This window comes from Desertibacillus haloalkaliphilus (assembly GCF_019039105.1).
In the GTDB taxonomy this organism is placed as follows: domain Bacteria; phylum Bacillota; class Bacilli; order Bacillales; family KJ1-10-99; genus Desertibacillus; species Desertibacillus haloalkaliphilus.
The window spans coordinates 30,629-56,167 of record NZ_JAHPIV010000011.1; the positions used below are offsets into that span (position 1 = coordinate 30,629).

At 40.9% G+C, this 25,539-nt stretch carries 18 protein-coding genes; 13 read left to right on the forward strand and 5 right to left on the reverse strand.

The annotated features are described in order from the left end of the window. Positions 1–248: 248 nt before the first annotated feature. Both KH400_RS13235 and KH400_RS13240 read left to right on the forward strand, forming a co-directional pair. Entirely contained in the window at positions 249–3,644 is a 3,396-nt protein-coding gene (locus tag KH400_RS13235; protein ID WP_217225243.1) for a PD-(D/E)XK nuclease family protein, read from the forward strand. After that, positions 3,645–7,229, forward strand: coding sequence for a UvrD-helicase domain-containing protein (locus tag KH400_RS13240; protein ID WP_217225245.1), 3,585 nt, complete (start codon positions 3,645–3,647; stop codon positions 7,227–7,229). Positions 7,230–8,011: 782 nt separating this feature from the next. Here KH400_RS13240 and KH400_RS13245 read toward each other — a convergent pair. Further along, positions 8,012–8,932, reverse strand: coding sequence for a DMT family transporter (locus KH400_RS13245; protein ID WP_217225247.1), 921 nt, complete (start codon positions 8,930–8,932; stop codon positions 8,012–8,014). 241 nt (positions 8,933–9,173) lie between these two features. Here KH400_RS13245 and KH400_RS13250 point away from each other — a divergent pair, with 241 nt between their 5' ends. After that, complete coding sequence (locus KH400_RS13250; protein WP_217225248.1) at positions 9,174–9,959, forward strand: enoyl-CoA hydratase/isomerase family protein; 786 nt, start codon at positions 9,174–9,176, stop codon at positions 9,957–9,959. Between the two features lie 192 nt (positions 9,960–10,151). After that, on the forward strand, positions 10,152–10,406 hold the full coding sequence (locus tag KH400_RS13255) for a DUF1450 domain-containing protein (RefSeq protein ID WP_217225250.1): 255 nt from the start codon (positions 10,152–10,154) through the stop codon (positions 10,404–10,406). A 306-nt stretch (positions 10,407–10,712) separates the two neighbouring features. Here KH400_RS13255 and KH400_RS13260 read toward each other — a convergent pair whose 3' ends face one another. Next, positions 10,713–11,186 (reverse strand): hypothetical protein, encoded by a 474-nt coding sequence (locus KH400_RS13260; protein WP_217225502.1) that lies wholly within the window; start codon positions 11,184–11,186, stop codon positions 10,713–10,715. A gap of 288 nt (positions 11,187–11,474) precedes the next feature. Here KH400_RS13260 and KH400_RS13265 point away from each other — a divergent pair, with 288 nt between their 5' ends. The 5 genes from KH400_RS13265 to KH400_RS27435 all read left to right on the forward strand — a co-directional run bounded on the left by KH400_RS13265 (position 11,475) and on the right by KH400_RS27435 (position 16,559). After that, on the forward strand, positions 11,475–12,068 hold the full coding sequence (locus KH400_RS13265; protein ID WP_217225252.1) for a hypothetical protein: 594 nt from the start codon (positions 11,475–11,477) through the stop codon (positions 12,066–12,068). Between the two features lie 284 nt (positions 12,069–12,352). After that, the gene (locus tag KH400_RS13270) at positions 12,353–13,525 is read left to right on the forward strand and encodes a CynX/NimT family MFS transporter (protein WP_246589596.1); all 1,173 of its coding nucleotides are present in this window, start codon (positions 12,353–12,355) and stop codon (positions 13,523–13,525) included. 203 nt (positions 13,526–13,728) lie between these two features. After that, entirely contained in the window at positions 13,729–14,628 is a 900-nt protein-coding gene (locus KH400_RS13275) for an EamA family transporter (protein ID WP_217225256.1), read from the forward strand. A gap of 412 nt (positions 14,629–15,040) precedes the next feature. Continuing rightward, the gene (locus KH400_RS13280; protein ID WP_217225258.1) at positions 15,041–16,192 is read left to right on the forward strand and encodes a DUF2515 domain-containing protein; all 1,152 of its coding nucleotides are present in this window, start codon (positions 15,041–15,043) and stop codon (positions 16,190–16,192) included. A 16-nt stretch (positions 16,193–16,208) separates the two neighbouring features. Further along, a complete protein-coding gene (locus tag KH400_RS27435; RefSeq protein WP_369009381.1) occupies positions 16,209–16,559 on the forward strand; it encodes a CBO0543 family protein in 351 nt (116 codons plus the stop codon). Here KH400_RS27435 and KH400_RS13285 read toward each other — a convergent pair. Together KH400_RS13285 and shc are read right to left on the reverse strand one after the other, a co-directional pair. After that, the gene (locus KH400_RS13285) at positions 16,491–17,411 is read right to left on the reverse strand and encodes a VanW family protein (RefSeq protein WP_217225260.1); all 921 of its coding nucleotides are present in this window, start codon (positions 17,409–17,411) and stop codon (positions 16,491–16,493) included. The genes KH400_RS27435 and KH400_RS13285 overlap by 69 nt on opposite strands. Before the next feature lie 94 nt (positions 17,412–17,505). Beyond that, on the reverse strand, positions 17,506–19,380 hold the full coding sequence (shc, locus tag KH400_RS13290) for a squalene--hopene cyclase (RefSeq protein ID WP_217225262.1): 1,875 nt from the start codon (positions 19,378–19,380) through the stop codon (positions 17,506–17,508). 256 nt (positions 19,381–19,636) lie between these two features. On the opposite strand from shc, the gene KH400_RS13295 reads away from it, so the two are divergent. The 4 genes from KH400_RS13295 (at position 19,637) to KH400_RS13310 (ending at position 24,249) form a co-directional block, all read left to right on the forward strand. Further along, complete coding sequence (locus KH400_RS13295) at positions 19,637–20,506, forward strand: N-acetylneuraminate synthase family protein (protein ID WP_217225264.1); 870 nt, start codon at positions 19,637–19,639, stop codon at positions 20,504–20,506. Between the two features lie 5 nt (positions 20,507–20,511). Further along, on the forward strand, positions 20,512–21,693 hold the full coding sequence (locus KH400_RS13300) for an acylneuraminate cytidylyltransferase (protein ID WP_217225266.1): 1,182 nt from the start codon (positions 20,512–20,514) through the stop codon (positions 21,691–21,693). Positions 21,694–22,148: 455 nt separating this feature from the next. Next, positions 22,149–23,600, forward strand: a complete 1,452-nt coding sequence (locus KH400_RS13305; RefSeq protein WP_217225268.1) for a capsular polysaccharide export protein, LipB/KpsS family — start codon at positions 22,149–22,151, stop codon at positions 23,598–23,600. A gap of 52 nt (positions 23,601–23,652) precedes the next feature. Further along, positions 23,653–24,249 carry an AarF/UbiB family protein gene (locus KH400_RS13310; protein WP_217225269.1) on the forward strand — a complete coding sequence of 199 codons (597 nt, stop codon included), beginning with the start codon at positions 23,653–23,655 and terminating at the stop codon, positions 24,247–24,249. A gap of 204 nt (positions 24,250–24,453) precedes the next feature. Here the strand turns inward: KH400_RS13310 and KH400_RS13315 are convergent, their stop codons facing one another. Next, positions 24,454–25,473: a CDP-glycerol glycerophosphotransferase family protein gene (locus KH400_RS13315; protein ID WP_217225271.1), complete on the reverse strand. Its 1,020-nt coding sequence runs from the start codon at positions 25,471–25,473 to the stop codon at positions 24,454–24,456. Between the last annotated feature and the right edge of the window lie 66 nt (positions 25,474–25,539).

Sequence of the window (25,539 nt, forward strand, 5' to 3'; positions counted from 1 at the left end):
TATAACCTCCTTGACGAACTTTTGTTCTTATTATATACGAAAATATGTTCGTTATGCAAGTGAGGGAGAAAACACCATTTTTTGGTGACGTCAATATCAATTTGCTAAAATTCGTGCTACGATTACGTTGAAGTGACCAGAGGGACTCCTATAAGAACAATAAAATAAATGAAACCTTTTTAAGATAACCGTGGCTAAGGTATCATCATCTAGTCACACAAGAGCTGGGAATAAAGGAGAGAGTGCTCGTGAAAAAAATCTATACAGGTCCATTTGGGCCAAGTGCGAGAAATGTGTGGGTCGATCAAGCGATTAAGCGGATTCAGCAAGGAGAAGGCGAGTCGTTTTTATTTATTTTGCCAACGGCTCAATTATTAAAAGACGTTCGTGAAACGCTTCTACAAGCAACTGGAGCAATGCCGGGCGTGCATTTACTCAGTTTTGATGATATTGCCAACGACCTTGTCAAAACGTGTGACCCGACCGCTTATCCATTGACATCGTTTGAACTGCAACGCATCTATGAAAACCTTGTTGAAAAGTATGCCGATCACCCGGATGTACAAGCTCTTTATAAAAATTATCATTTAACAGGCGTGAAACGTTCGATTGTCCATGCGATAGGGGAACTGAAACGCTCAGGCCTCACCATTGCAGATGCGAACAAACTGTTAGAACATGATGATATTGATCGCTTACAAAAAGCGTTACTGTTTTTATTTGTTCATTCCGAAGAAGCAATCCGTAACGTTAACCAAATGAATGACCTAACAGGAATGTCAACGGAGGCGCGCTTAAATCATGCTGCCGCCGTGTTGGAGTCGAAAAACGTCCCAACGTGGGTTGAGCAAATCGATACGATTTGGATCGACCATTTTACTGATTTTACTCCCTTACAGTTACGGCTGTTACACGCCTTAATTGACCGAGATCACGTTAAGAACGTTGGGATCTATATCCCTTATTATCCATCGTTATATGAACAGTTGCCGGAGTTTAATGAACGGTTTGAGAACAACCTTAACGCTCTTGTTCGTCATGGCTTAACCCATGAGTCGTTCGCTCAGCAATCGCAACAAGCGATCCATCAACAGGTAGCAAGTGATTGGGGAGTGGAGCCAACAAAGACAGTTACAAGCTCGAATCAGGCGATTAATTCCTTAAATGAGCAGCTTTTTACAAAGGACGTATCACTCGTCGATTCGGATGCAATTGACGTGATTCCTTGTGCCTCGATCAAAAAAGAGGTGGAGATCGTAGCTAAAGAAATGAAACAAGAATTAATAGACAATCCAGACTTAACCCCACGTGACCTTGCGATTGTCGCCCGCGATGTTGAGCGGTATGAATCGTATCTTGTTGAGCGCTTTGAGCAAGAAAACCTTCCGCTGCAACGAGCGATTACCGTTTCGCTTCAGCAAACACCTGTTGTGAAGCAAGTATTATCGCTATTACAGCTAGAGCAAACGGACTGGAACCGGGATGATTTAATTAAGGTGTTTGAAGGGGATTACATTCATTGGGAAAATCAACCACCTGCGCATGTGATTGCTTGGATAAAAGAGCAAGGGATCATGAGTGGCAAAGAAAAGTGGTTATTATTTGCCGAGCGCCAGCTTACGTTTTTGGAGCAACAGCTTGAAGAGGCCGATCAAAACGAAGAGCGTAAAAAACAAGCGCTTGCTTATCAGCTTGAGGAAACGAAGCGCCTGCGTTTGTGGTTAGAAGAAGTAGCTGAGAAGACAGCACAATTTCCACGTCAAGCAAGCTTTAAGACGTATATAGAGAATGTCGATCAATGGTTGGGGCATTTACATATCAAGAAAGCGATTGTCATTCACCTACGCAATGGGAGCTACAGTCATGAACGTTTAAAACGCGATCTTGATAGTTTTGAGAAGATAAAAGAAAGTCTGCAGCAGCTTCGAATATCGGTGGCCCGTCTCGGAGAAAACGAGCGTCAGTTAACGTTTTCTGATTTTATTTATGCATGGACCAATGGCTGGAAGGCGGAACGAATGGTGCTAAAGAAAGGTCATCGAAATGGGATTGCTGTTCTCGACCCATCTTCGATCCGTGGACTAGAGTACCATTCGGTCTATGTTCTTGGTTGCAATGACGGTGTATTTCCGATGCATCATAGTGAGCAATGGCTCTTAGATGATACTGATCGCCGGAAGTTAAAAAGCTATTGCACGATTTCTTCTACCCATTTTCAAAATGAAATGGAACAGGTTTTTTTCTTAATGACGATGGCAGTACCACAAAACAAGCTCACATTTACGTATGTGTCACCAGAAATTGAAGAAAAGGTTCTACTCTCACCGTTTGTTGAAGAGGTGACCAAGCGCCTAGATCGTACAGCGGAAACGACTGAACGTCAAAAAGAAGCGCTCAGCAAGCGGCCTTATCCAGGCAACGAAAACAGAATCTCATCTGTTAAAGATTATCAACTATGGTTGTTAAATAAAGGGAAGGAAGAGGCGGATGCCAACGTGCATCTGTATCATGAGCAATGGCTCTCGCGCCCACTGTTTACCCACATGCTCGATGCGGTTGCCGTTGAGCATGAGCGAACATTTGGTAGGTTCTATTCACAATGGGAAGGGGCGATCAAAGATGAGGCTGCGGTGGCAAAGATTCGCTCACTTTATTCAGAAGAACGACGCTTTAGTGTCTCACAGCTCAATGAGTATATCAATAGCCCGCTGACCTTCTTTTTTAATCGTGTACTTGGTGTGAATCCAGTCGAGGAGAGAGAGCTTGAAGTCTCGAAGCTTGATAAAGGAAATATTATTCACGAAACGTTGAGGCGGTTTTATGAACAATACCGTGGTCAAAAGCTAAATAGTGCTGAACTAGAGTCCTATCAACAAGTGTTATCAGCGATTTTCCGAGAGGAAGCGACTCAGTTTGCTAGTGAGACGATCTATGAACAATCACAGCTTTGGCAGCTTGAAGTCGATCGGCTTGATCGTGAATTACAAGCATGGCTAAAAAATGATATAAATTGTAATCGTGGCGCGTTAACGCCATCTTATTTAGAGCTTTCCTTTGGGTTGCCGGTTTCAGCGGATGACCAAATCGATCCTCAGTCAAGTACCGAAGAGATTGTCGTTCCGTTGCCAGAAGGAGCGGTACGTTTATATGGGAAGATTGATCGTATTGATTGTGATGAGGAAGGTCACTTTACGATTTTCGATTACAAATCAAGTCTTGGGAGTGCCCAAAACTACAAGGAGCTTTATAAAGGGGTCTATAACTATCAATTGCCGATCTATTTAGCGGCGATGAAACAATGGCTGACAGAAGAGAGACAGCAAGAAGCAGTCATTGTCGGTGGTACGTTTTACAGCACTCGAAAGAAGGATAAATTTAAGCAGGTCGGCATCTGGTCCAAACCATTGAAGAAGATGAGCGGATTAGGGAGCAATCAGAAAAAAGGCTTTTATGAACCGATCGAGGAGCAAATCAATGAAGACTTAGCGGCGGTGGCTGACGCGCTTTCACGTTTGCGTGCGGGTGAGTTTTTCTTAACCTCGAAACAAAAGCCGAATGATTTTTATGGTGATAATGCTGTGTTCCGCTACAACGAGGTAGCTGTTCGTTCAAAAGATAAGCAGCAGGATAAGGAGGAGAGATAAATGGAGGTCAATTTTACAATTGAGCGTGATCCGAAGCCATTTGCAGGCCAACAACGAGCGATTGAGACGTTAGATCGGAGCTTGCTCGTCTCAGCAGGTGCGGGTTCAGGGAAAACATGGGTGTTAACTGAACGGTATCTTGAAATTTTGAGTAAAGGGTATCGACCATCACAAATTGTAGCGATTACGTTTACGGAAAAAGCTGCTGGTGAGATGAAAACTCGGATTCGCTCGGCGATCCAAAAGATGATCAACAAAGCATCAGATGATCATGAAAAGCTGTATTGGGAGCAGTGCGAGCGCGAAGTCAAACATAGCATCGTCACGACGATTCATGGATTTTGTTCAAGAGTGCTACGGACAAACCCGGTTGAGATTGGATTAGACCCATTTTTTAACGTCCTTGATGGTACAGAGGCCAAGCTGTTGCTTCGTGATGTGACCTGGCAAACAGTAAGAGATTATATGGAAGAGGGCAAGGAAGGGGCGGCGCGCTTATATAAGCAATTCCCGGACACCGAAGAGTTAGTGGGTGTCGTTTCTGCGATCTATACGAACTTGCGCACACTAAATCAAACACCACAGGACATGCTTGCCACAACAGAGCGAGAGCTTGCCAAAAGACAGGAAAATTTTACAGAGGCGCTTGACCGCTTAATCACTCATACGGAAAAGATGAATGAAGTATTTGCTGATATCAAAGCGAAAGCGAAAAAGCCAGCAGCATACTTTGAAAAATATGAGCGTTGGATGGCTCATTTTCAGGAGGCTATCCCACTTTTGAGAGCAAGTGACGCAGTGATGAATGAGGAAATCAGTGCTAAGTTTGAAGCAATGGAAGCAAGCAAATGGAGGAAAAGTGGGACGGAGCAATTTAAAGAAATGACAGATATGCTCAGGGAGGAATATCTGCCAGACTTGAGCAACTTATTTATTTCCGAAGAGTATGTGCCCCTTCTTCGTAGTTTAGCAACCTTGATTGGTATCACCGATCGGAATTATCGGCAGGCCAAAGAAAAGCGTCAGTCGGTTGACTTTAATGACTTAGAGACGTTAGCTGCCAAATTGTTAGCCAAACAACCGTCGGTGAGGAACAAGTGGCAGCAACGCCTTGAATTTCTAATGGTTGATGAATTTCAAGATACGAATGCACTGCAAAAGTCGATTATTGATCATTTAACAGCGCAGGGGGACAAGGTCAAGTTATTTGTCGTTGGTGATGGGAAGCAATCGATTTATAAATTTCGCGGCGCAGATGTCCAAGTGTTTTATGATATTGAAAAGGAAATTGTCGCTAAAGGTGGCGAAACAGTTTCACTTGCGATGAATTTTCGGACACAGTCACCTGTGATTGCCTATATTAATTCACTATTTGCAGAATTAATGGAAACCAAAGACCATCCATCATCGTCATATGCGACGGTTTACGAAGCGTTAGAAGCGCACCGTCAAGTGGAACGTGAGGATCAAGCGATTGAAATGATCGTCACAACAGAAGAAGGTGAAGAGCACACGGAAAAAAAAGATGAGGATGTTCATTGGGTTGAGGTGGAAGCTGAAAGTCTCGCACGACGGATGAAACAAATCGTAACAGAAGGTGAGCGCGTCATTTGGGATAAAAATGATGATGGCGAGGAAGCCCCACGCTCAGCTACATATGGTGATTTTGCTGTCTTGTTAGCTGCGCGTTCGCAGATGCATCTATACGAATCGGTTTTTCAAGACTACCAGATTCCTTATGTCGTTGTTGGGGGACGCTCCTTTTATCAAAAGCAGGAAATTCTTGATGTCGCCAATGTATTGAAGCTGATCCAAAATCAAGATGATGAGCTGGCGTTACTCGGGTTCTTACGATCTCCGTTTGTTCACGTAAAAGATACAACCTTGTTTTGGTTAACGCGCGGTCAGTCACTAACAAAAGCCTTTCATCGCCTGAAAGAAAAACCGGCCGAGGTTGAAATGCGTGAATGGGAAAAATTCCAGCTTGCTCAACAATGGGTAAAGAAATGGTTGTTGTATCGTAATTCTGTGAGTATTCATGAGCTGTTAACGATGATTCTTGATGACACGGGTTACCTTGGGATGTTAATTGCTGGTTATCAAGGTGAACAAAAAGTGTCGAATGTCGAGAAACTCTTACAGTTGGCTCGAAGTCAATTTGATGAGCAGGGGAAACTACTTTACGATTTGGTTCATTATATCGATCTCATGCAAGCTGAAGGAATCCAGGAAGAAGAGGCATCTGTTGTTGAAGATCGCGGTGATGCGGTCGTGATCATGTCGATACACAGTTCAAAAGGGCTAGAGTTCCCGATTGTCTGCATTCCAGAGATGAAAAAAGATTTTTTGAAAAAAGGAGGCTCATCGGAACGTACCTACTTTCACCCGGACAAAGGGCTTGGTTTAAAATTAATCGATACCAATTATGGGAATGGGTTTCACGAAGAATTACGAACAATCGAACAACAAAAAGAAACTGAAGAAGCCAAACGGTTACTTTATGTGGCGATGACTAGAGCACGGGATCATCTCATTCTCGTCGGATCAAAAATCTCAAAAGGTACAAAAGATACGTGGTTAACCTGGACCTTACATCACCTTGGTTTTGAAGACTTTGATTGTCTGAATGACCAAAGAGACGACTGTGAACAGCTCCGAATGATCCATGCAAGCGAGTTGCCTGCCTATGATAAAGGACATCTAGCGAAAACAACGACGTGGCAAACATGGTTAAACTCAGATCACGTGACGGACAAAGACCTGCCAGAGCTCCCGTTATTACCAAGAGGTGAAGATTATCGATGGAATGATCCGCTTCAGCAAAGAAATGAGCTGCCAACTTTGTCGGCATCAGCGATGATGCTGTTTGAACGTTGCCCCCGCTATTTTTATTTACAATATATCGAGGGGATGTACGGGTTAGATGCGTTGCTAGGTGAAGATGATGATCAAGAACGTGCTGGCTTTTTAAGCGCTGTTGAGAGAGGAACGATCGTCCATCACTTAACCGAGCATGTCGGTGCCGAAGACTTAGAAACCATTGATTGGTACGATTTGATTGAAGAGCAAGTCCTTCAAGTTGTTCAAGAACCAGAGGTCACACTTTGTGATGAGGATCGCAAGCTTTTAACCTCATATATGAAGTCGTATGAATCATTTATGAGTCAGATAGGTGATGCATCGTATGAGAATGAAAAAACATTATACCTGTTATGGGACGATCAACCGCTTTATGGTCAAGTCGATCGTATTCAATATCATGACGATGGTACAGTTTCCATTTACGACTTTAAAACGAATAAAATAACAGAAACAAGGTCGGTCGGAAAAGTTGTTCAACCGTATTTGTTACAAGGCTATTTTTACACTGAATTAGTTGAACAGGTCCTAAAAAAAGACGTCGTCAAGATGGAGTTTGTGTTCCTTCATTCTGGAGAATCGTATGCGATTAGTCTCGATCAAAAAAGCCGAGCAGAAGCACGGCAGAAAATCACAGATATTATTTCATATGTACAGCAACATCACAACATCGAAGACTATCGCTGCTGTACAAACCCAAGCTGTGCTTGTAAACTGATCGATTAATCGATCTTGATAATAAAGGGGTGTCTGAGACGGGTGATTTTACCCTTCAGACACCCCTTTTGCATGCGAATACAAGGAAAGGTAACCATTTTACATAAAATGTAAAATGGAGGAAAAGATAGGTGTAGACAAGAGAAAAAGAGTATAAAGGAGCCGGATGAGGGATGAAAAAACAAAAACAGCATATCGCTATTATGACTTTGGTTATTTTAATTAATTGCTTGAAATGTACATGGAGGCACATTCCAAGGTTTTCAAGCAGCCTCGCTTATGTGAGCTTTTTTAACGCAGGTTATTATTACCTGTGTAAACGTCATCTCCTATGGGAGTTTTCACCTAAGGGGTTCGATTGGAGGGTTTTACGAGCGGCTCATACCTTTTTGATAACTCCATTACTTGTACTCGCCTGTTTAACTCGTTTTCCTGATTCGCTTACACAGCAAGTGACCCATCTCTTGAAATGGGTGTCATTATCAACGGTGGCTGAATACATTGCTTATAAAAATCACCTCATTAGGTTTAATCATGGCTGGAACTTTCTTTGGTCTAGTCTCATTTATTTAAAAATGTATACCTACAGTTACTTACATACGAAACGCCCATTGTTGACATGGGGGTTGTCGTTCTTATCGATGATCTTTTTTATGGCATATTTTAACGTACCAGTTGAAGAAAAAAGGTTAGTAAAAGGCCCCTTATTCCGGTGGTTACCATTGCGCTAGCTACGAAGCTAGGGTGTCCTATTAGAATGAATCGATTAGGACACCAAAATTAGGTTCCAGTTAGCGGTCCAAAGCTTTCTTGCCTACCACTTGCTGGGGTGAGGAAGCTGCATGTTCTTTCGTAGATAAGTATACCCCACCAATGACGAGAACGCCGCCGATCAGTTGAATCACCGTTACTGTTTCCCCTAAGAACACAACCGCACCAACAATTGTAAAGACAGGCAGTAAATTTAAGAAAATCGAAGCTCTCGATGGACCAATGGCTGCCACCCCTTTGTTCCAAAAGAGTAAAGCGATAACGGATGGGAAGATCCCCAAATAGAGCAATCCGAGAATGAGTGTAGGTTCAAGTAATGAAATGAGCCCATCACGCCACTCATATAACGCAAACGGAAATAAAACGACGATTGCAATCGCAATCATCACTGTAAGGCTAGCGTATAACGGATACTTATGACCGTGTTGCTTCACGAGTAATGAATAAATGGCCCAAGCAATGACCGCGATCAAGACAAGCAGGTCTCCGCGATTAAATTGAATGGCCAGCAGTGCTTGCCACGAGCCTTCGGTAATCACCCATATCGCACCAAGCAACGAAAGGAACACGCCAACATATTGGAGACGATGTAACTGTTCTTTTAAAATAAAAATCGCGAGCAGCACAGTAAAAACTGGTGTTGTAGCTTCTACAATCGCAACATTCGTCGACGTTGTATATTGTAATGAAGAATATAAAAACACATTAAATAAGACAATACCTGTCATCGCTTGACCGACAATGGGTTTCCACTCTTTTTTCAAAACAGTGTGGTTGTTTTTAAGTTGGTAAAAGCTGAGTGGCAAAAGAATCATGAAGGCAATAACACAACGAATGAACGTAATCGTTACGGGTGGTAGATCGTTAATTGCTTTTCCGACAAGGATATTCCCTGAAAACAAAACCATCGTGATGGTCAGTAGTAGATATGCCCGTACCATAGAATCACCTCGCTTTTCTAAGAGGCTATTGTAACACGTAGGCGTTGGTTATGCATGAGTGACGTCAGTGAAAGAAGGAAGTCTTCACACACAAACGAAAAAATAGATAGCTAGCTTCCTGAATTGACCAGCCTGTTACTTTTTCAGCAGTCTCCTCGTTTCGCGATATTTTTTTTTGAAATCACTTAAAATTCTGTTAAAATGAAAAGAGTTCGTAGTTTCATTGTTTAGGAGGATGGATATGGAAAATAATCACGTAGTTTTATCAGTAGAAAATGGTGTTGGGATTGTAACGTTAAATCGTCCTGAGGTAGGAAATGCCCTCGATTTACAAATGGCAAAAGAACTAATGGAGGTTGCCCTTCAATGTTCAGATCGTGAAGATATTCGTGCCGTTGTCATTACTGGGGCCGGTAATAAGTTTTCTGTCGGTGGAGATCTAAAGAGCTTTGCGGCGCAAGGAGAAGACATTGGTTTTCATTTGAAAACGCTTACGTCTTATTTAAATCAGGCAATATCTACATTTGCACGCATGAACAAGCCTTTGATTGGAGCCGTTAATGGGACAGCTGCTGGTGCGGGAATGAGCTTGTCATGTGCATGTGATCTTGTTTATGCGTCTGATCAAGCGAATTTTGTGATGGCATACAATCAAGTCGGCTTAACACCTGATGGATCGGGAAGTTATTATTTACCACGGCTAGTTGGTACGAGACGAGCGTTAGAGTTATTGTATACGAATCGCAAATTACGTGCTGGTGAGGCATGTGAGTGGGGACTTGTTAATCAAGTGGTAGTCGATAATGAGCTTAAGGAAACCGTACTCGAGTTAGCCGCGAAGCTAGCCCAGGGTCCCGTTCATGCTTATGGTGCAACGCGACGATTGATCGCTCACTCACAGCAAGAGACACTAGAAGGGCAATTAGCGCTTGAGTCGGAGCAACTTGCAACAAGAGCAAACAGTGTAGAAGGACAAGAAGGGATAGCGGCGTTTATGGAAAAGCGAGCAGCGAAGTATGTGAAATAAAAGAAGATGACGAGAGAGCAAGAAGGTGACAAAATTAGTTCACCTCTTGCTTTTTTTGTTATTTCATGGTTAAGAATTGATAAAAAATTCTTCATTCAATCTACTTACTAGTAGTGACGAAAGCGATAAATTCTGTTACTATATAGATAATGATAATTATTATCAACGATCTGATGTAAAGAGGTGTGGATCATGAAAAAAATCCGTTTTTGCAAAAAGAATGAATTTAAATCGAAAAAAGTATATAAAGATCTTAAAGCACGCTATCCAGATCAAAAAATTAAACGAAAAGATTGTCTAGGTAAATGTAAAACGTGTAAATGCAGTGCGTTTGTTGAAGTTGATGGAAAAGTGAAAACCTTTGATTCTGCAGATGAACTGTATGCGACATTGAATAAAAAATTAAAAAAATCGTCTAAGTCTAAAAAGAAAAAGAAAGCGGTTTAATTTATGTGATAAGAAGAATGGTAAAGGGCAAAGCAAAAATAGCCCTTCGTCTATACATCATGCCTATGTTTGCATACGTTAAGTAGGGAAGAGTGGATGTAGTAAACAAATATAGAGGTGATTATGATGATTGGGTTTGCGCTTATTGTTGTACTATTGCTCCTACTGTTCATTCTTGGCGTAGCTTATACAGGATACCGCTATTAAACGATGTAATGTAAACGTCCTACGATGGGTGTTCGCGGCAATAACGGGCTTACACTCATCATAGGACGGGTAGTGAGCTAAACGCTTAGTAACCTCTAATTAATAAAATGGAAAGACTCCTCCAATACCGTAGAATGGGAAGCGCCGACGTCTAAAGCGGCGGAACCGACGAGGATATCCATACCATGGGAACCCTCCATAACCTGGGAATGCCCCGTAACCAGGGAACCATCCAAAGCCTGGATAGCCGTACCCAGGAAATCCGTATCCCGGAAATCCAAAACCAACGCCTACTCCAGGAAACCCAGCACCGACACCAACGACCCCGAATTGTCGTTCATCTATATCATCTTCTGCTTCTCTCGTCTCTCCGGCAGGCATCAACATCGTGACGCCGTCATTATCGATATCTTCAATGATTCCTTCAAACGTTTGCCCATCTGTTGTTTGCAGCTGTACAAAATATAAATGGTAGTGGGTACATGTGTCATGCATCTGCTGGTTGTGTGCCTTGTGATGATCGTGGCGATCATCGTGATTTTCGTATTGTTGGTATTCTTGATGCTGTTCCATATTATCCTTCCTCTCTGAAACTTTTCAATGGTACCATATTCACTCAAATAGGCAGATGTTCCAGTGAACAAGGAAAAATGTTGACTAGAGATAAGCCCAATCGTAGGAGCAGGTATTATATGGAGGTGGGGTCAGGACAAGCATGCACAAACGAAAGTAGTTCATAAAATAAAAAACAAAGAATAGACTAAAGACTATAAACCTTTTTTTCTTAATGGAGAAACTAGTATCAAAGGAAGGTTAGTAGTAAGGCAACACCTAATCAGATGAACTAGGTAGGTGCCGTAAATGCAAAGAATTAAGTCGTTACATTTTATCGATAAAGAAGATGATCGATCGTTTCAAAAGCACTTTGGTCTTTCAAAAGAAGATCTACTTGATGCATTAGCTGGCATTGACACAACAATTCAATGGTTGAAAACGTCTATATACAGAAATGTCCTCTCCGATGTTACTTTTTTTATCACCGATGAACCGATTAACATTCCAGGCGAATTAGCGGTTGAAGACCACCACCGGTTTAAACCAGTGATTTATCTTAATCTGATGGCGATTGCTGAAGACTATAAGAATCGTGAATACAAATTAGATATGAAGCAAACCGACGTTAGTTGTACTTCATATGCCGCGTTTGTCTGCTTACATGAAGTCGGTCATTACGTTCACGGCTTAATTGGTGGAAACGGGAAAAACAAAAGAGAGCGGTTATTTGATTATTTGTATCGAGGTGACTATTATTATCAACGTTTTCTAGCAACGATGACACACGGGGATAGCAGTCAAGAAAAGAAAAAGTATCGAAACATTCCACATGAAAAAGCAGCTGACGAGTTTGCTAGACAATGTGTAGCGCTCATGCGGACCGAAGGCTATATAAGCTAGTAAAGAGGGTTCTGCGCGATCTTTAGCGAACGAAAGAGTGTTTAAAAAAGTCCGAGTTGTCTTGCGCGTGCGCTCCTGATGTATGATAAGCATACGGTATACGGCTCCTAACTACGCCAGCTCAGTGATTAGGAAACTAGTTGAAACATTTGTAAAAAAGCAATCCGTTTAGTAAGATACTAGATATTAACATTACCAATAGAATGGTAACCATAGAAAGGGAGCAATACATCGTGGAAAGTCAACCTTTACTACGCCCTAAAAGTGTGGCGGCAAGTCAGTTAATGATCTTGATGGGTATTATCTTCGTGTCGTTTAATTTACGTCCAGCCATCACTTCAGTTGGTCCGTTAGTGAGCTCGATCCGAGCAGACCTTGGAATCTCAAATGGGGCGGCAGGTTTTATAACGACATTGCCATTGCTATCCTTTGCAGCTCTGTCTTTTCTCGCACCGAAATTAAGTCAGCGCTTCGGGAATGAGCGCTTGGTCTTTGTTGGTATGCTCATTCTACTTGCAGGAATTATGATCCGTTCAGTCGGTTTTGCCTTTACGTTATTTATCGGAACGGCATGTATTGGCATTGGAATAGCGGTTGCCAATGTCCTCTTGCCGAGTATCATTAAAAAGAATTACCCACTAAAAATTGGGCTCATGACTGCGACCTATACAACGTCGATGTCTGTCTTTGCAGCAGTAGGTTCTGGTGTAAGCATCCCTTTAGCACAAGGGTATGGGTTAGGGTGGCAATTTTCGTTGTTAATCTGGGCGGGACTGGCACTTCTTGCCGTGCTTTTTTGGATCCCGCAACTGCGAGAATCAAATACAAATGTGCGAGCTGTCCAATCCGACGAAGTCAATCATCGCGAGCCATCGGTTTGGCGATCAAGCATTGCTTGGCAAGTGACATTCTTTATGGGACTGCAATCATTTATGTTTTACTGCCTAGTCGCGTGGCTACCAGAGATTTTAACGAGCAGTGGCTTACAACTATCAGCGGCTGGTTGGATGCTTTCGATTATGCAATTAGCTGGACTGCCAATGTCTTTTTTTACACCTGTACTTGCCGATCGCTTTCGTAACCAAATGTGGATCGTCTGTGTAATCGGTGTGCTTTACACCATCGGTCTTGGTGGCATGCTCATTGGTGGAAGTATGATCGTATTTACCCTAAGTGTTATTTCCATTGGGCTAGCACAGGGGTCATGTATTAGTTTGGCTTTGACGTTATTAGGGCTGAGAGCAGCGAATGCTAAGCAAGCGGCAGACTTATCAGGGATGGCGCAATCGATTGGTTATCTGCTAGCAGCCATCGGACCTATTGTCATTGGATTGCTGCTAGACCGAACGGAAACCGTGACAGCTGCTTTGCTCGTCTTTTTTCTTGTCGCCTTGTTCATGGTTACAGCCGGGTTAGGTGCCGGGCGTAATCGGACCGTGTTTGAATCAAAGTCATAAGACAAATGACTCGTACTGTAGAAGGGGGATTATCCATATTGTTGACAGGAGAGGTAGATCTTCCTATACTAACATTGTCATTCGTATAACTAAAACTTCGTAACGAAGCGTGGATTTTTCTAGAGGTAACTCTATTTTCGCCACACAGCTGTCGGTGGACAGCTGTGTGGCTTTTATTTTGTTTACAAAGGGGGAGAGACGATATGAAATTATGGCAGTATGCGGTTATCGTTTTTTTAGGTGGTTGTTGTTTTGGCGTATTATCTACCTTCGTAAAACTCGCATATGCTGCTGGGTTTTCATTAGCTGAAGTGACAGGGAGTCAGTTTCTTTTCGGGACGATGTTGATCTGGACCATTGTTCTTTTTACAAAAAAGGTGAAAATAAACAGGAAGCAAAGCGTACAGTTACTTCTTTCAGGTGCACCGATGGGGCTAACAGGAGTGTTTTATTATCAATCGTTGCAGACCTTAGAAGCTTCGCTAGCAATCATTTTTTTGTTTCAGTTTGTTTGGATTGGAACGTTGTTAGAATGGGGAATCGCAAAGAAAACACCGACGAAGTCGAAGTTAGTTGCGATTACCATCCTTTTACTAGGTTCTGCACTTGCATCAGGAGTATTGAGAGAAGGAGTGGCATCGTTATCTTGGCAAGGGGCCGTGTGGGGGATGCTTGCTGCAATCACTTTTGCAACGTTTATTTATGTAAGTGGTTCCGTCGGTCAGGGTTTACCACCTGTATTTAAGAGTGCGATGCTATCTAGTGGTGGTCTGATCGTTGTTCTCTTATTATTTCCACCACTGTTTTTAGGGGACCTATCGGTGTTAGTCGGAGTGGCGCCATATGGGATGTTTTTGGGTTTGTTTGGTGTAGCTTTGCCACCGCTATTATTTTCGATTGGCATGCCACAGGTCGGACCTGGTCTTGGAACGATTTTATCAGCTGCGGAACTGCCGGTCGCTGTGATCATGTCTGCAGTTGTGTTAGCAGAGGTTGTTACGTTTTTGCAATGGATTGGGGTTCTGTTGATTTTACTAGCAATTACTTTTGCAAATATCGGCACCATTAAAGGTCACAACCGAGATCGGTTAGTCGCTTCTTAAGCATTGATTTGAAATGAATGATGACTGAGCTAAAGCATTTTAGTATATAGAGATAATAATCCGAACTCTGATTCGAAGTTCTTTCATTAGAATTGGAATGAGTTCGGATTTTAATTTTGGCTCTGTTATTGTGGAATGTTGATATTGGGCTCATTCATATCTTCCAACCTTTCAGTACCTGAAAGGCGTGCGAAACTAAGGTTCCGCACGAAATGAGCCCAATACCAACGAGCATCAACACTAAACTTTAACACAGCCTTAATTTTAGGGTGCTTGGTTGGTCATGACACAACAACACTAGCGAAGTGTATTTCGGAGCGAATGGGAAGGCAGTGAGAATGATTTGATAATGAACAAGTGAACTACATAATCCATCGTTCACCGACATACGTATGAACATAGAGGTGGAGCGATGGGAATAACATGTTTGAAAGCAAAGCTAGCCCCTAGTCGGAAGTTATCACCTAAATTGAAAAAACTGAAAAGACAGTTAAAAAAGGCCAAAAATAACCAAGGAAACGGATTGCCTCTGACAAATGAAGATCAACGGCTGGCAGAACACATTCAGGAAATGACGAGTGAGAAAAACCGAAATAATGTGACGCGCACACAAGCTTATCTCGCCTTTTATCAAAAGTACCCAGAAATTAGATGGGCATTTTTAGGTCATATCGTTTCTCGGAATGGTGGCTGGAACATGACGGACTTAAGAGGGGATTTATTGAGTCGCCTGTTAACGACAAAGCAGCAAGCTCAATTTTTTGATTTCTTGGAACGAGGCAACTGGCTAATCTTTCATGATGTTTATCCGCAAATGCTTCTGTATGAAGAAAGTATCAAACGCCAAACGAACATGTTTTATTTGTTACCGCGATTTGGTGTCTCTACATTTATGTCAGTGATCTGGAATGAATTTTTGAAATCGAGAGATCAATATATGTTAGCGATTGCTTTAGTGATAAATGAACAAAACTATTTAGAACAACGAGTGATTCAAAACGATCATTATCAAGAAACAGTGTTAGAAACAATGAACTTTAAAATACAAGAGTTGTTCAGTTTAAATCAAATTTTGATGCCATATCAAAAACAGAGTGAAATAAAGGTGATTGGACAATCCATCAATCAATTCTCCTCTGTCCATGAACGAATCATGTTAGGAAAACGACTCTATGAACTCCTGTTTGATGGCGATGTGTATGAACGAATTTTCACATGGGCATGTCGGCACCCACATACAGGTTCACGTCGCGATTATTGGTCGAGCATTTTTCACGATATCAATGAGTCTGTACCAGGTGAACCTTTTGTGCGCCGAACAAAAAATTGTCAACTTCGCCCAGGGGCAAAGCGAATATACAGTCCGAGGCTCACGCAAGCTTGGGCAGATGTTGACCATCATGAGGCCGAAGTTGGGGATTGGTTCGATGATTGGAGAGTGCTTTATTATTTACAAAAAAATGATGTAGATGTGGATGGAGAGGTTTATGAGGATTATTGTCAAACATTGGAGAAGATCGAACTCGCGATTATTGCTAAGGAAACATTTGTATCAAGAGCGTAAAGCTTATGTCGCTACGATGATTTTGTCATCACTCGTAGCGACGTACCTTGACTTATGGTTGGTCGGAAAGGGATTCTTTACTTTTCCGCATCGTCCGTTCCCCGAAATCTTTACGGTTCATATCGGGTTTACACTCCTTATCGTTCCTATTATGACAGTCGTGTTTATTTACCTGTTTCAACGAGGAAATGTAGTAAGTAAGAGTGCATTGCTCATGTTCGTAGCCCTTGGAGCTGCCCTTTTTGAAAACGTGTCGGCATATCTTGGTTTGTTGACGCTCTCTGCAGAGTGGCAATCCCTATATTCTAGTTTCGGATACCCTCTGTTTTTGCTTGTTATGAGTATGTTTCATCGTTGGATGCAGTGAGGTATCACGATTAATGCGTTCGGACGAGTATACGATGATCTGTACCATCCCCCCAATCGCTTTGGCGCGAATTAAGATCGGTTGGTTGTAGTTATTTTTAAAGACAAAATCAGGGCCATACCAGCTAACGGTCGCATCGCGTCCTGGGGGAACGTAAGGAACTCGCTTACTATGTGAGTAGCGTTGAATGATTTCCACACCCGCGTCATCGACGGCATTAAACAACGTTGAGGATACTTGGCAAATGCCTCCGCCAATCCCTTCAAATAATTTTCCTCTAATGATCACTGGAGCTGGTAAATACCCCTTTTCAGGCGTTCGTTTGCCTACTACTTTGTTAAATGAAAACGTCTCTCCAGGAAAGACGACATGGTTATCAATGGCTGCTAACGCAAGTTTTATATTATGAGTGCGGCCTTTTTTTCGATTATTAAAAAAGGTGACATATTGTCCAATTTTTTGAATCCGTATGTTAGCTAATAATTCACTATCGACCTTTGGATAAATCGTTAGCTTTGGTGCTTCAATTGTAGCTGGACCATGACTGTAGGCATATTCGTAAAACAACTCTGTAAATAATTTTCGATTAAGCTTATAGCCATTTTCACCGGACTGGATCGAATTTGTATCATCAATAAAGGCATTGACCGGCTCCTGATACACTTGTTCGTCAATCCGTTCGATCAACTCATCAAATGTAGCGAGGTCAAGGGTAGGCGCACCAAGAAAAGGGTGACTAAACTCTGATCGTTCGACGGTTTCAATCGTTTCACCATCATGGGTAATCGTTAAATCACCATTATCTGAAACGGGGTTTATTAGTAGTAAGAAAAAGAGTAAATAAGTAAACATCTTCACGCCTCCTAATGATAGTATGAGTCGTGAAGATTTATTTCATGTGAATAAATATCTAACGAAGATTGCTTACAGGTAGTGACCGTTTAAACTAGAGCAGTGACTTGTAATGACTTAAGGCAATTAATGGCCAAATGTAGCGGTAGCTATGATAATGAATGTAAAAGCCACCAGGAAATGCAGCCCCGGTTGGGTATGTTGTTGACCAATCATGATCATCGGAGGATTCGAGCAAATAGTTGATTCCTCGGTCAATTTCAGGTGTTCGTTTTTGGTAAACAGCGAGCAGAGCATCAATAGCCCATGCTGTTTGGGAAGGGGTGCTCGCGGCTAAGGGTACATAGGTTTTCTTTTGATCGCTTTTGCATGACTCTCCCCAACCGCCATCATCGTTTTGGATGCGAATAAGCCAGTTGGCACCGTCTTTAATCATTGGGTGGTCCGAACGAACACCGACAGCTGTTAGTCCAGTAAGTGCGGCCCACGTCCCATAAATATAGCTTATTCCCCAACGACCATACCATGAGCCATCTCGTTCTTGTTGACTGCGAAGCCAGCGGATCGCTTTCTTTATTGGAGGATGATCACGAGGGAGGACAACGTGATTCCCGAGAAATTCTAACGTACGCCCCGTGAGATCAACAGTTGAAGGGTCGATAAAAATTTTCGATGACTCTTCGATCGGCAGCCATGCAATCCAAGCCTTTGCTTGATTTTTTTCAAACGCTGACCAGCCACCATCATCATTTTGCATCGAAAGGATCCAATGCACGCCAAGGTTCCAGGCATTTTGGTAGGATGAATCAATCGAAGAGAGTCTTTTTATCGCTCGTAACGCCGCCGTCGTATCATCAACATCGGGATGGGTCGTGTTACTATCAGAAAAGCCCCATCCACCAGGCAGGCTGTTTGGATTGTTGATTACCCAATCACCGAATCTCTGATGTTGACGTGATAACAAATAGCTCCCAGCCTTTGTGATCATCGGGTGTGTTGGATGAACCCCTGATTGCTGTAAGGCATGACTTACTAACGCTGTATCCCAAACCGTAGACGTTGCAAATTCAATATGCGCACCATCTTTTGTTTGACATAGAAATGTTTTTAACCCGCTAACAGCGTTACGAATGAGTGGATCATCCTTATTGTACCCAAGGGCAAGTAAGGCAAAAATCATCAAATACGTCGATGTAAAGTAGCTGTAGAGTGTCCCGTCAGGCTCTATCCGCTCAAGCATGTATTGTTCGGCACGTTTCAGTGCAAGTCGGCGAAGGTGAAGGGGTGACAAGGCTAATTTTTTTATCTCAGTTAGGATGCTCGTTAATAGTGAGCGTAAGTCATTATCACGTTTACGTGTGAACAGAGAATCTGGTTGTGGGATATTAAGTGATGTAACATCCGGTGCTCCTTTTGCTTTTAGCGTAAAGCGTATGTTTGACGTAATCAATAACGGTGCAAAGTGAACACGAGCATAGCTAACAAAATCAAAAAAGTTGATTGGTGATGTTTGTGGGAGCAGGATAAATTCGATCGGTACGTGGAAAAATTTGGGCCATGGATAGTCGCCTGTGTGAGCAAGCATCGCCTTTGTTAAAAATTGAGTGTTTTGTAATCCACCTTTTCGTAAAATAAACTGTTTCGCTAGCTTCATCCGCTCGGATTGCTCCTGAACATAGCCTGAATAGAGAAGGGCGATATAAGCTTCAGCCGTCGCTGATAGATTTCCTTTTTCTTCATCATCAAAAAGCTTCCAGGTTCCCTCATCTGTTTGTAAAGTGAGTAATCGTTGCACACAACCTCGAATGACCTCTTCATCATTGATCTCTAATGTGCGTAGCAACATAATCATATAAGCATCGGTCATTGGTGGACCTTCAAAGCATAAACGCCATGAGCCATTAGCACGTTGTTGCTCTTGCATGAGCCGCTGAAGTCGCTCAATTTCGTCATTAACAAGTACCTCCATAAGGAACGTATCCCTCTTTTCGCAATGGTTTTCACCATTTTATTCAATCAAAACTCGGCTTATGTGTGTATAACAATTGAAATTTCACGTACCGCATTTAGTCTATAGTGAAGAAAAAGATAGTTCCTAACAAATGATTTAATGATCAATAAGGGCCTTTTTTTAAAAAAGAGACTTTTGTAGGACATCCGTACAAGCTAATTTGCGTGCTAATCATAATTTAACAGTATCATGATCAAAAGAAAGAGGGGATAAAATGACAGAAATGATAAAACCATTTGTAACAGCAGAAATTGGTTGTAATCATAAGGGAGATCTTGATCTTGCCAAGGAAATGATTAAAATTGCTGCATTGTATTGTGATGTCGATGCTGTTAAATTCCAAAAGCGAACACCAAAGGAGTTGTTAACGAAAGAGGAATACAATGCCCCTCATCCGAATCCAGTGAATTCCTATGGAAAGACGTACGGGGAGCATCGTGAATATCTTGAGTTAACATTAGAGCAGCATAAAGAATTAGTTGAAACATGTAAACAATGGGATGTTGAATATAGTACGTCTGTTTGGGATCTCACTTCGGCCAAAGAGATTACTAGTTTGAACCCAACGAGTATTAAAGTTCCTTCCGCATGTAATCTTCATTTTGAAATGCTAGAGTACCTTGCTGACCACTATAGAGGAGAGATTCAGTTATCGTTTGGAATGACGAGTCAAGAAGAAGAGGAAAAAATTATTGATTTCTTTAAGAAAAAGAAGCGAAATAAAGACCTCGTGATCTACTCGTGTGTTTCTGGTTACCCTGTGCCTTTTGAGGACTTATCATTGCTAGACATTACACGTATAAAAAATAAATTTGAAAAAGATGTTAAAGGGATTGGCTTTTCTGGGCATCATCTAGGAATTGCACCAGATGTTGCAGCATTAACGCTAGGAGCTAAGTACGTAGAACGACACTATACGTTAGATCGTACGTGGAAGGGGACGGACCATTCTGCCAGCTTAGAACCACATGATTTAAGGCAGTTGGTCGTTGATTTACGAAATGTAGCAAGTGCTCTCACATTTAAAGAACAAGAGATTTTAGAGATTGAAAAAGTACAACGAAAAAAATTAAAAAGAGGGTAAGCTCGATGAGTATCGCCGCATTTATTCCGCTCCGTGGGGGAAGTAAAAGCATCCCGCTAAAAAACATTAAATCGTTTTGCGGCCGCCCTCTTGCATATTGGGTTATTAAAGCCGCTAGCGATTGTAAAGAAATTGATCGTGTGTATGTTTCTACTGACGATGAACAGATCAAACAGGTCATAGAACGATTCTCTTTTTCTAAGGTACAAGTGATTAAACGTAGTAAAAAAACGGCAACTGATGAGGCAACGACAGAATCAGCGATGCTAGAATGTTTACCATTGGTGGACAATGATCATATCATCTTGATTCAAGCGACTTCACCATTATTAGAATCAAGTCACTTGCAAGCCGCTATTGTTGACTATAAAAATAATAAGTTTGATAGTCTTGTGTCTGTTGTTAGACAAAAACGGTTCGTGTGGAAACAAGAGAAAAGTGGTTCTGTGCCTATCAATTATGATCCATTAAACCGGCCGAGACGGCAGGATTGGGATGGGTTTTTAGTAGAAAACGGGGCGTTTTATATGACTTCGACAAAAAGGTTGTCTAAGACAGGATGTCGCATATCCGGTAAAGTCGGTCTTTATGAAATGCCAGAAGAAACTTATTTTGAAATTGATGAACCAACCGATTGGATCATCGCCGAACAACTTAAAAAGCACCAAATGAAAGAATACAGTCCTATAGATCCTACTCTAGAAAACATTAACCTACTTGTTTGTGATGTTGATGGTGTGCTTACTGATGGAGGAATGTATTACAACGAACGTGGTGAAGAACTTAAAAAGTTTCATACGAGAGACGGAAAAGGAATTGAACAATTGAGAAAATCGGGCATTAAAGTAATGCTCCTTACCGGAGAGGATCATTCACTTGTCAAACGCCGAGCCGAGAAACTCAATGTCGATTATGCTTTTACAGGCATTCAAGATAAAAAAATATTTCTAGATGAATTTTATACAAACAATAAAGGTTATGATTTTTCAACAACGGCTTACATTGGTGATGACATCAATGATTTAGAAGCCCTCTCAACTTGCGCATTTGCAGCCACCCCTCACGATGGACAGCGCAAGGTCAAGCAGGTCGTTGATTATATCTGTTCGAAAAATGGTGGGAGCGGTTGTGTACGTGAAGTTTGTGACGTGTTGTTAGAAAAAAGAACCAATGAAGGGAGGGAATAGATCTGGATACTTTTCAACAAAACTTCTGGTCGCTCAATATTGACTTTATTGAGGAGTTTAAAGAAATCGAGTATAACGGTATCCCGATAGCTTTGTTTCATCGGTTCAATCAACTTCTAAATAAAAGGTTACTATCACTACTGAAAGATCAGTCACTTAAACCTTTTATAAAAAATTGGATCGCAAGCGATAAAGACATTCAGCCAAAATTTGAGCATTATCTCAAGCGCATAAAAAAACTTAATCCACCTGCTTCTTTCGGACAAAAAAAGATTTTAATTTTTAAAGATAGAAACCTCAGACTACCTACTACCTTCTATAAGCAGTACTTTAATAAGGAAAACTGTGTTATCCTCGGAAATTCTACGAAAATAAAACAGTATAACGGAATCCCAGTATATCGATTAGATCGATTTCGAAAAAACGTCGATCAGCTTATAAAAAAGTATATTCAAATGGCTGAAAAACGATTTAAACAATTGCAAAATCATATCGTATTTGGTGATTCGTACTTTCAAAAGAAGTTTATTAAAGTTATTCCTAGTATTACTCGTGATGTAGTTGCTATGGATCAATTTTTAAGTGAGGTTCCTATTTCTTGTGTACTTGTATCAGACTCAGGAAATCTCAGAGTTCCCCAACTTCACCCACGTAGTTGGGGAATACCGACAATATCCTTGCAACATGGTTTGCTGTTAACATGGCAAGCACGAATGCCGGTATTGGCAACAAAAAAAGCAGTTTATGGACAGTTTGAGATGGATTTATTTAAAGGAAAAGGAGTAAATAAAGAATCGATTGTAATTACGGGTCACCCTCGTTTTGATGAATCAGCAACCAAAAAAGAACAAAGTATCCAACTGAAAGAATCTACCCCCCTAAAGGTTTTAATTGCCACTCAACCAAAAAATAATAAAAAAGTGTGGGAAAAGTTTATTGAGTACGCAATTAAAGAATTCCAAGTCAGTATCGTTATTAAACCTCATCCAAAAGAGAGAAGCATTAAGGAATATAAAAAACTTAGTAATAAGTATCCTCAAGTTGTTGTTTCCTCAAGAAAAAGTTCACTTTATGATGCCATGCAACAGTCGGATGTAGTTATTGTCAACAGTTCAACTGTCGGGTTAGAAGCAATGTTATGTAATAAACCGGTACTTATACTCGAAATGGAGCATCGACTTTCAGAAGGAGCTAAAAGATATTTTAGCCCTAATTTATTAGGTGAACTTGTTCAATCGAACCATGAAAAATTAGCTAATTGTTTAGGTAAATTAATAACTGAAAAACAAATGATAAATTATACAGCGAAAAAAAGGAATCAATTTTTGTCATATGTGTATCCAAAATCAAACCAATCATCAGGAGATTTGCTTGTACAATTAATTGAGGAACTTACTAGAAGGGACTTAACGCCGGAAAAGGAATGTAAAGGAGTAGGGGGATCAATGAACGTTAGGGAGTTAATCAGCAAACAATTTAACGATGATGTTTTTAATCGAGTGGACCTGATTGTTCGTTATTTAGCAATCGAAGACTATTATGGGAAGAATAATTATGGATTTAAGTTGTATAAAAAAATGCAAAAAAATCGAAGCAAGCATATTGCCAAGACTTATTTACGACGTAAGAGGAAGTTTAAGGAGTTAATTGAATCCGTGGAAAAACAGGGATTAAAAAAAGATAGTTACGTTAATCTTGACTCAAAATCCCATTTACTAGATGGGTCTCATAGAGTTGCTTGCGCTTTGTACTTTAACATTGATGAAATACCAATTCAGTTCAGAGAGAAGAGGAAAAAAATTGATTACTCGATCAACTGGTTTAAAAATAATGGATTTACAGAGGAGGAAATAAAATTAATTTTAGACAAACAGACTGAACTATTTGATTATATTTCAAAGTCATAGTTAGATAGTGAATGTAATGAAATGAATGACCATAAGAAGGAGGTGAAGCGTTATGGAGGAAGATTTTCGTTCAATTACCATTTCAAGGAGGGGGCGTAGAAAGCCAGTAAAAGTGTTACACAATCCAACACCTTATCAAATGATAGGAAGGGGGGAGCAAGGAGCTGTTTTTAAACTATCATCGGATAAATGTGTGAAAATTTATCTAAAGCAGAGGAATAGAAAGTCAGAAGAGGATGTATTAAGAGATGCCCAAAACTCCACTTTTTTTCCAACTATATATGAAGCAGGTTCAAACTATATTGTGATGGAATATATTCATGGTCAATTTTTAGACGAGTATTTAGTAAATAAAGAAGAGATACCTGAAGCAATAACTGAACAAATTTTATCTCTGTATAAGGAAATGAGACGACTAAACTTTACCCGATATGATGTCATGATGCGTCATATCCTTGTTACGGCTGATGAAAAAATAAAAATGATTGATCATGTAACTTCTCGAAGAAAAAAGGGTAAACAGCCAACTCGATTATGTAATGAACTTTATCAATTAGGTCTGTTGCATTCTTTTGCCAGGCAACTTCAAGAAAAAGATAAAAAAACCTATAATAAATGGAAAAAAACAATCCGTAAGTATATATCATGATAACGAGAAAACACTTTGAGTAACTAATTGAACGAGTCGTATGGAAAATACAACGGCTGTTCGATGTTATTCGAAGTGTTTTTTTCAGAACAAAAGAGTAAGGTAGGCCCTTATATGTATTCTACATTTTTGAATGTAATCTATTAAAACGCCGTATGTACTTGTAATCATACATACGGCGAATCAGTTTATTTTGCTCACAACTTAGGTTTCGCTTTCTTCTATGAATCGTAATAATCTTTCAGAGGTTAGTGGTTGTTCGTGGGGAGAATCCTTTAACGCTAATTTCGACGCCAATGATGGGAGGAACCCTTGATCATTAATCGCTGCTGTAAAAATATTAGAGAGTTCAGATGACGTGTGTACATACAACGGAGAATTGTTTAAATAATATAAATCCCCAGGATCTTTATAAAAGACGACTGGTTTTCCGTTAAGAAGAGCTTCATAGGCTACGGTTGAAAAAGGTGTAATAACCAAGTCAGACTCGTTAATTAACTCCTGCAATGAACGTTGACCATGTGAGATCACAGCAGAACACTGTTGAATGAGATGTTTTTGATAACGTTGTTTATTATTTTGATCGGGGTGGAGTTTATAATTAATAGTAATAGGTTCACTGATATTGTTGGCTGCCTGTTCAATCGTTCGAATCATTTTTTTATTGTATTTATTTCCTAAGGGCTGCATTGCGACGAGGATGTTCAGTGCTTCGCTCCTTTTTGGTGGTTGATGGTTTGCTTTGAAGTCAAGGTTTCGGACGAATACTGGACCAATATTTTTAATACGATCCTGCGGTGCACCACGGCTCACGAGATAATCTTTGTGAGAAGGGCCCCAAACTAAATTTAAGTCTGCATTGACTGGAAAGTGACCGAGCTCACTAAGGATCCCATGTTGGATGTTAACCGTAAAAACTTGGCGACTTTGTGCAAATGACGTCACGACACTTCCGTAGCGATTGATCGTTGATCCATAAATGGTTTGCGAAATTTTATACCGGTCAAATAAAGTATGGATCCGACGAATACGCTTCACAATAAACCCTACTTTTTTATAGATCCATTTTTTAAATGCGGGCGTTTTAAAATAAGTTGGTGTTCCAGTTGCATCCAATATATCTTCAAGCGTTTGATACAATTGCTTTTCTTCTTCTAGGGGCAGATTGGCAGGTGGGACCCTTCTTAAAAAGATGATTGGCCGACAGCCTTTCAATCGTTTCATTTGTTTATATTCTTTTTTATAATGTGCTAGAAAAATGAGATTGTGATTGGTGCATTCTTTAAATAA

Bases quoted from the DNA above. Each gene is read 5' to 3' on its own strand.
- KH400_RS13240 (WP_217225245.1), top strand. From the start codon at position 3,645: ATGGAGGTCAATTTTACAATTGAGCGTGATCCGAAGCCATTTGCAGGC.
- KH400_RS13245 (WP_217225247.1), bottom strand. From the start codon at position 8,932: ATGGTACGGGCATATCTACTACTGACCATCACGATGGTTTTGTTTTCA.
- KH400_RS13250 (WP_217225248.1), top strand. From the start codon at position 9,174: ATGGAAAATAATCACGTAGTTTTATCAGTAGAAAATGGTGTTGGGATT.
- KH400_RS13255 (WP_217225250.1), top strand. From the start codon at position 10,152: ATGAAAAAAATCCGTTTTTGCAAAAAGAATGAATTTAAATCGAAAAAA.
- KH400_RS13260 (WP_217225502.1), bottom strand. From the start codon at position 11,186: ATGGAACAGCATCAAGAATACCAACAATACGAAAATCACGATGATCGC.
- KH400_RS13265 (WP_217225252.1), top strand. From the start codon at position 11,475: ATGCAAAGAATTAAGTCGTTACATTTTATCGATAAAGAAGATGATCGA.
- KH400_RS13270 (WP_246589596.1), top strand. From the start codon at position 12,353: ATGATCTTGATGGGTATTATCTTCGTGTCGTTTAATTTACGTCCAGCC.
- KH400_RS13275 (WP_217225256.1), top strand. From the start codon at position 13,729: ATGAAATTATGGCAGTATGCGGTTATCGTTTTTTTAGGTGGTTGTTGT.
- KH400_RS13280 (WP_217225258.1), top strand. From the start codon at position 15,041: ATGGGAATAACATGTTTGAAAGCAAAGCTAGCCCCTAGTCGGAAGTTA.
- KH400_RS27435 (WP_369009381.1), top strand. From the start codon at position 16,209: ATGATTTTGTCATCACTCGTAGCGACGTACCTTGACTTATGGTTGGTC.
- KH400_RS13285 (WP_217225260.1), bottom strand. From the start codon at position 17,411: ATGTTTACTTATTTACTCTTTTTCTTACTACTAATAAACCCCGTTTCA.
- shc (WP_217225262.1), bottom strand. From the start codon at position 19,380: ATGGAGGTACTTGTTAATGACGAAATTGAGCGACTTCAGCGGCTCATG.
- KH400_RS13295 (WP_217225264.1), top strand. From the start codon at position 19,637: ATGACAGAAATGATAAAACCATTTGTAACAGCAGAAATTGGTTGTAAT.
- KH400_RS13300 (WP_217225266.1), top strand. From the start codon at position 20,512: ATGAGTATCGCCGCATTTATTCCGCTCCGTGGGGGAAGTAAAAGCATC.
- KH400_RS13305 (WP_217225268.1), top strand. From the start codon at position 22,149: ATGGCTGAAAAACGATTTAAACAATTGCAAAATCATATCGTATTTGGT.
- KH400_RS13310 (WP_217225269.1), top strand. From the start codon at position 23,653: ATGGAGGAAGATTTTCGTTCAATTACCATTTCAAGGAGGGGGCGTAGA.
- KH400_RS13315 (WP_217225271.1), bottom strand. From the start codon at position 25,473: ATGAAACGATTGAAAGGCTGTCGGCCAATCATCTTTTTAAGAAGGGTC.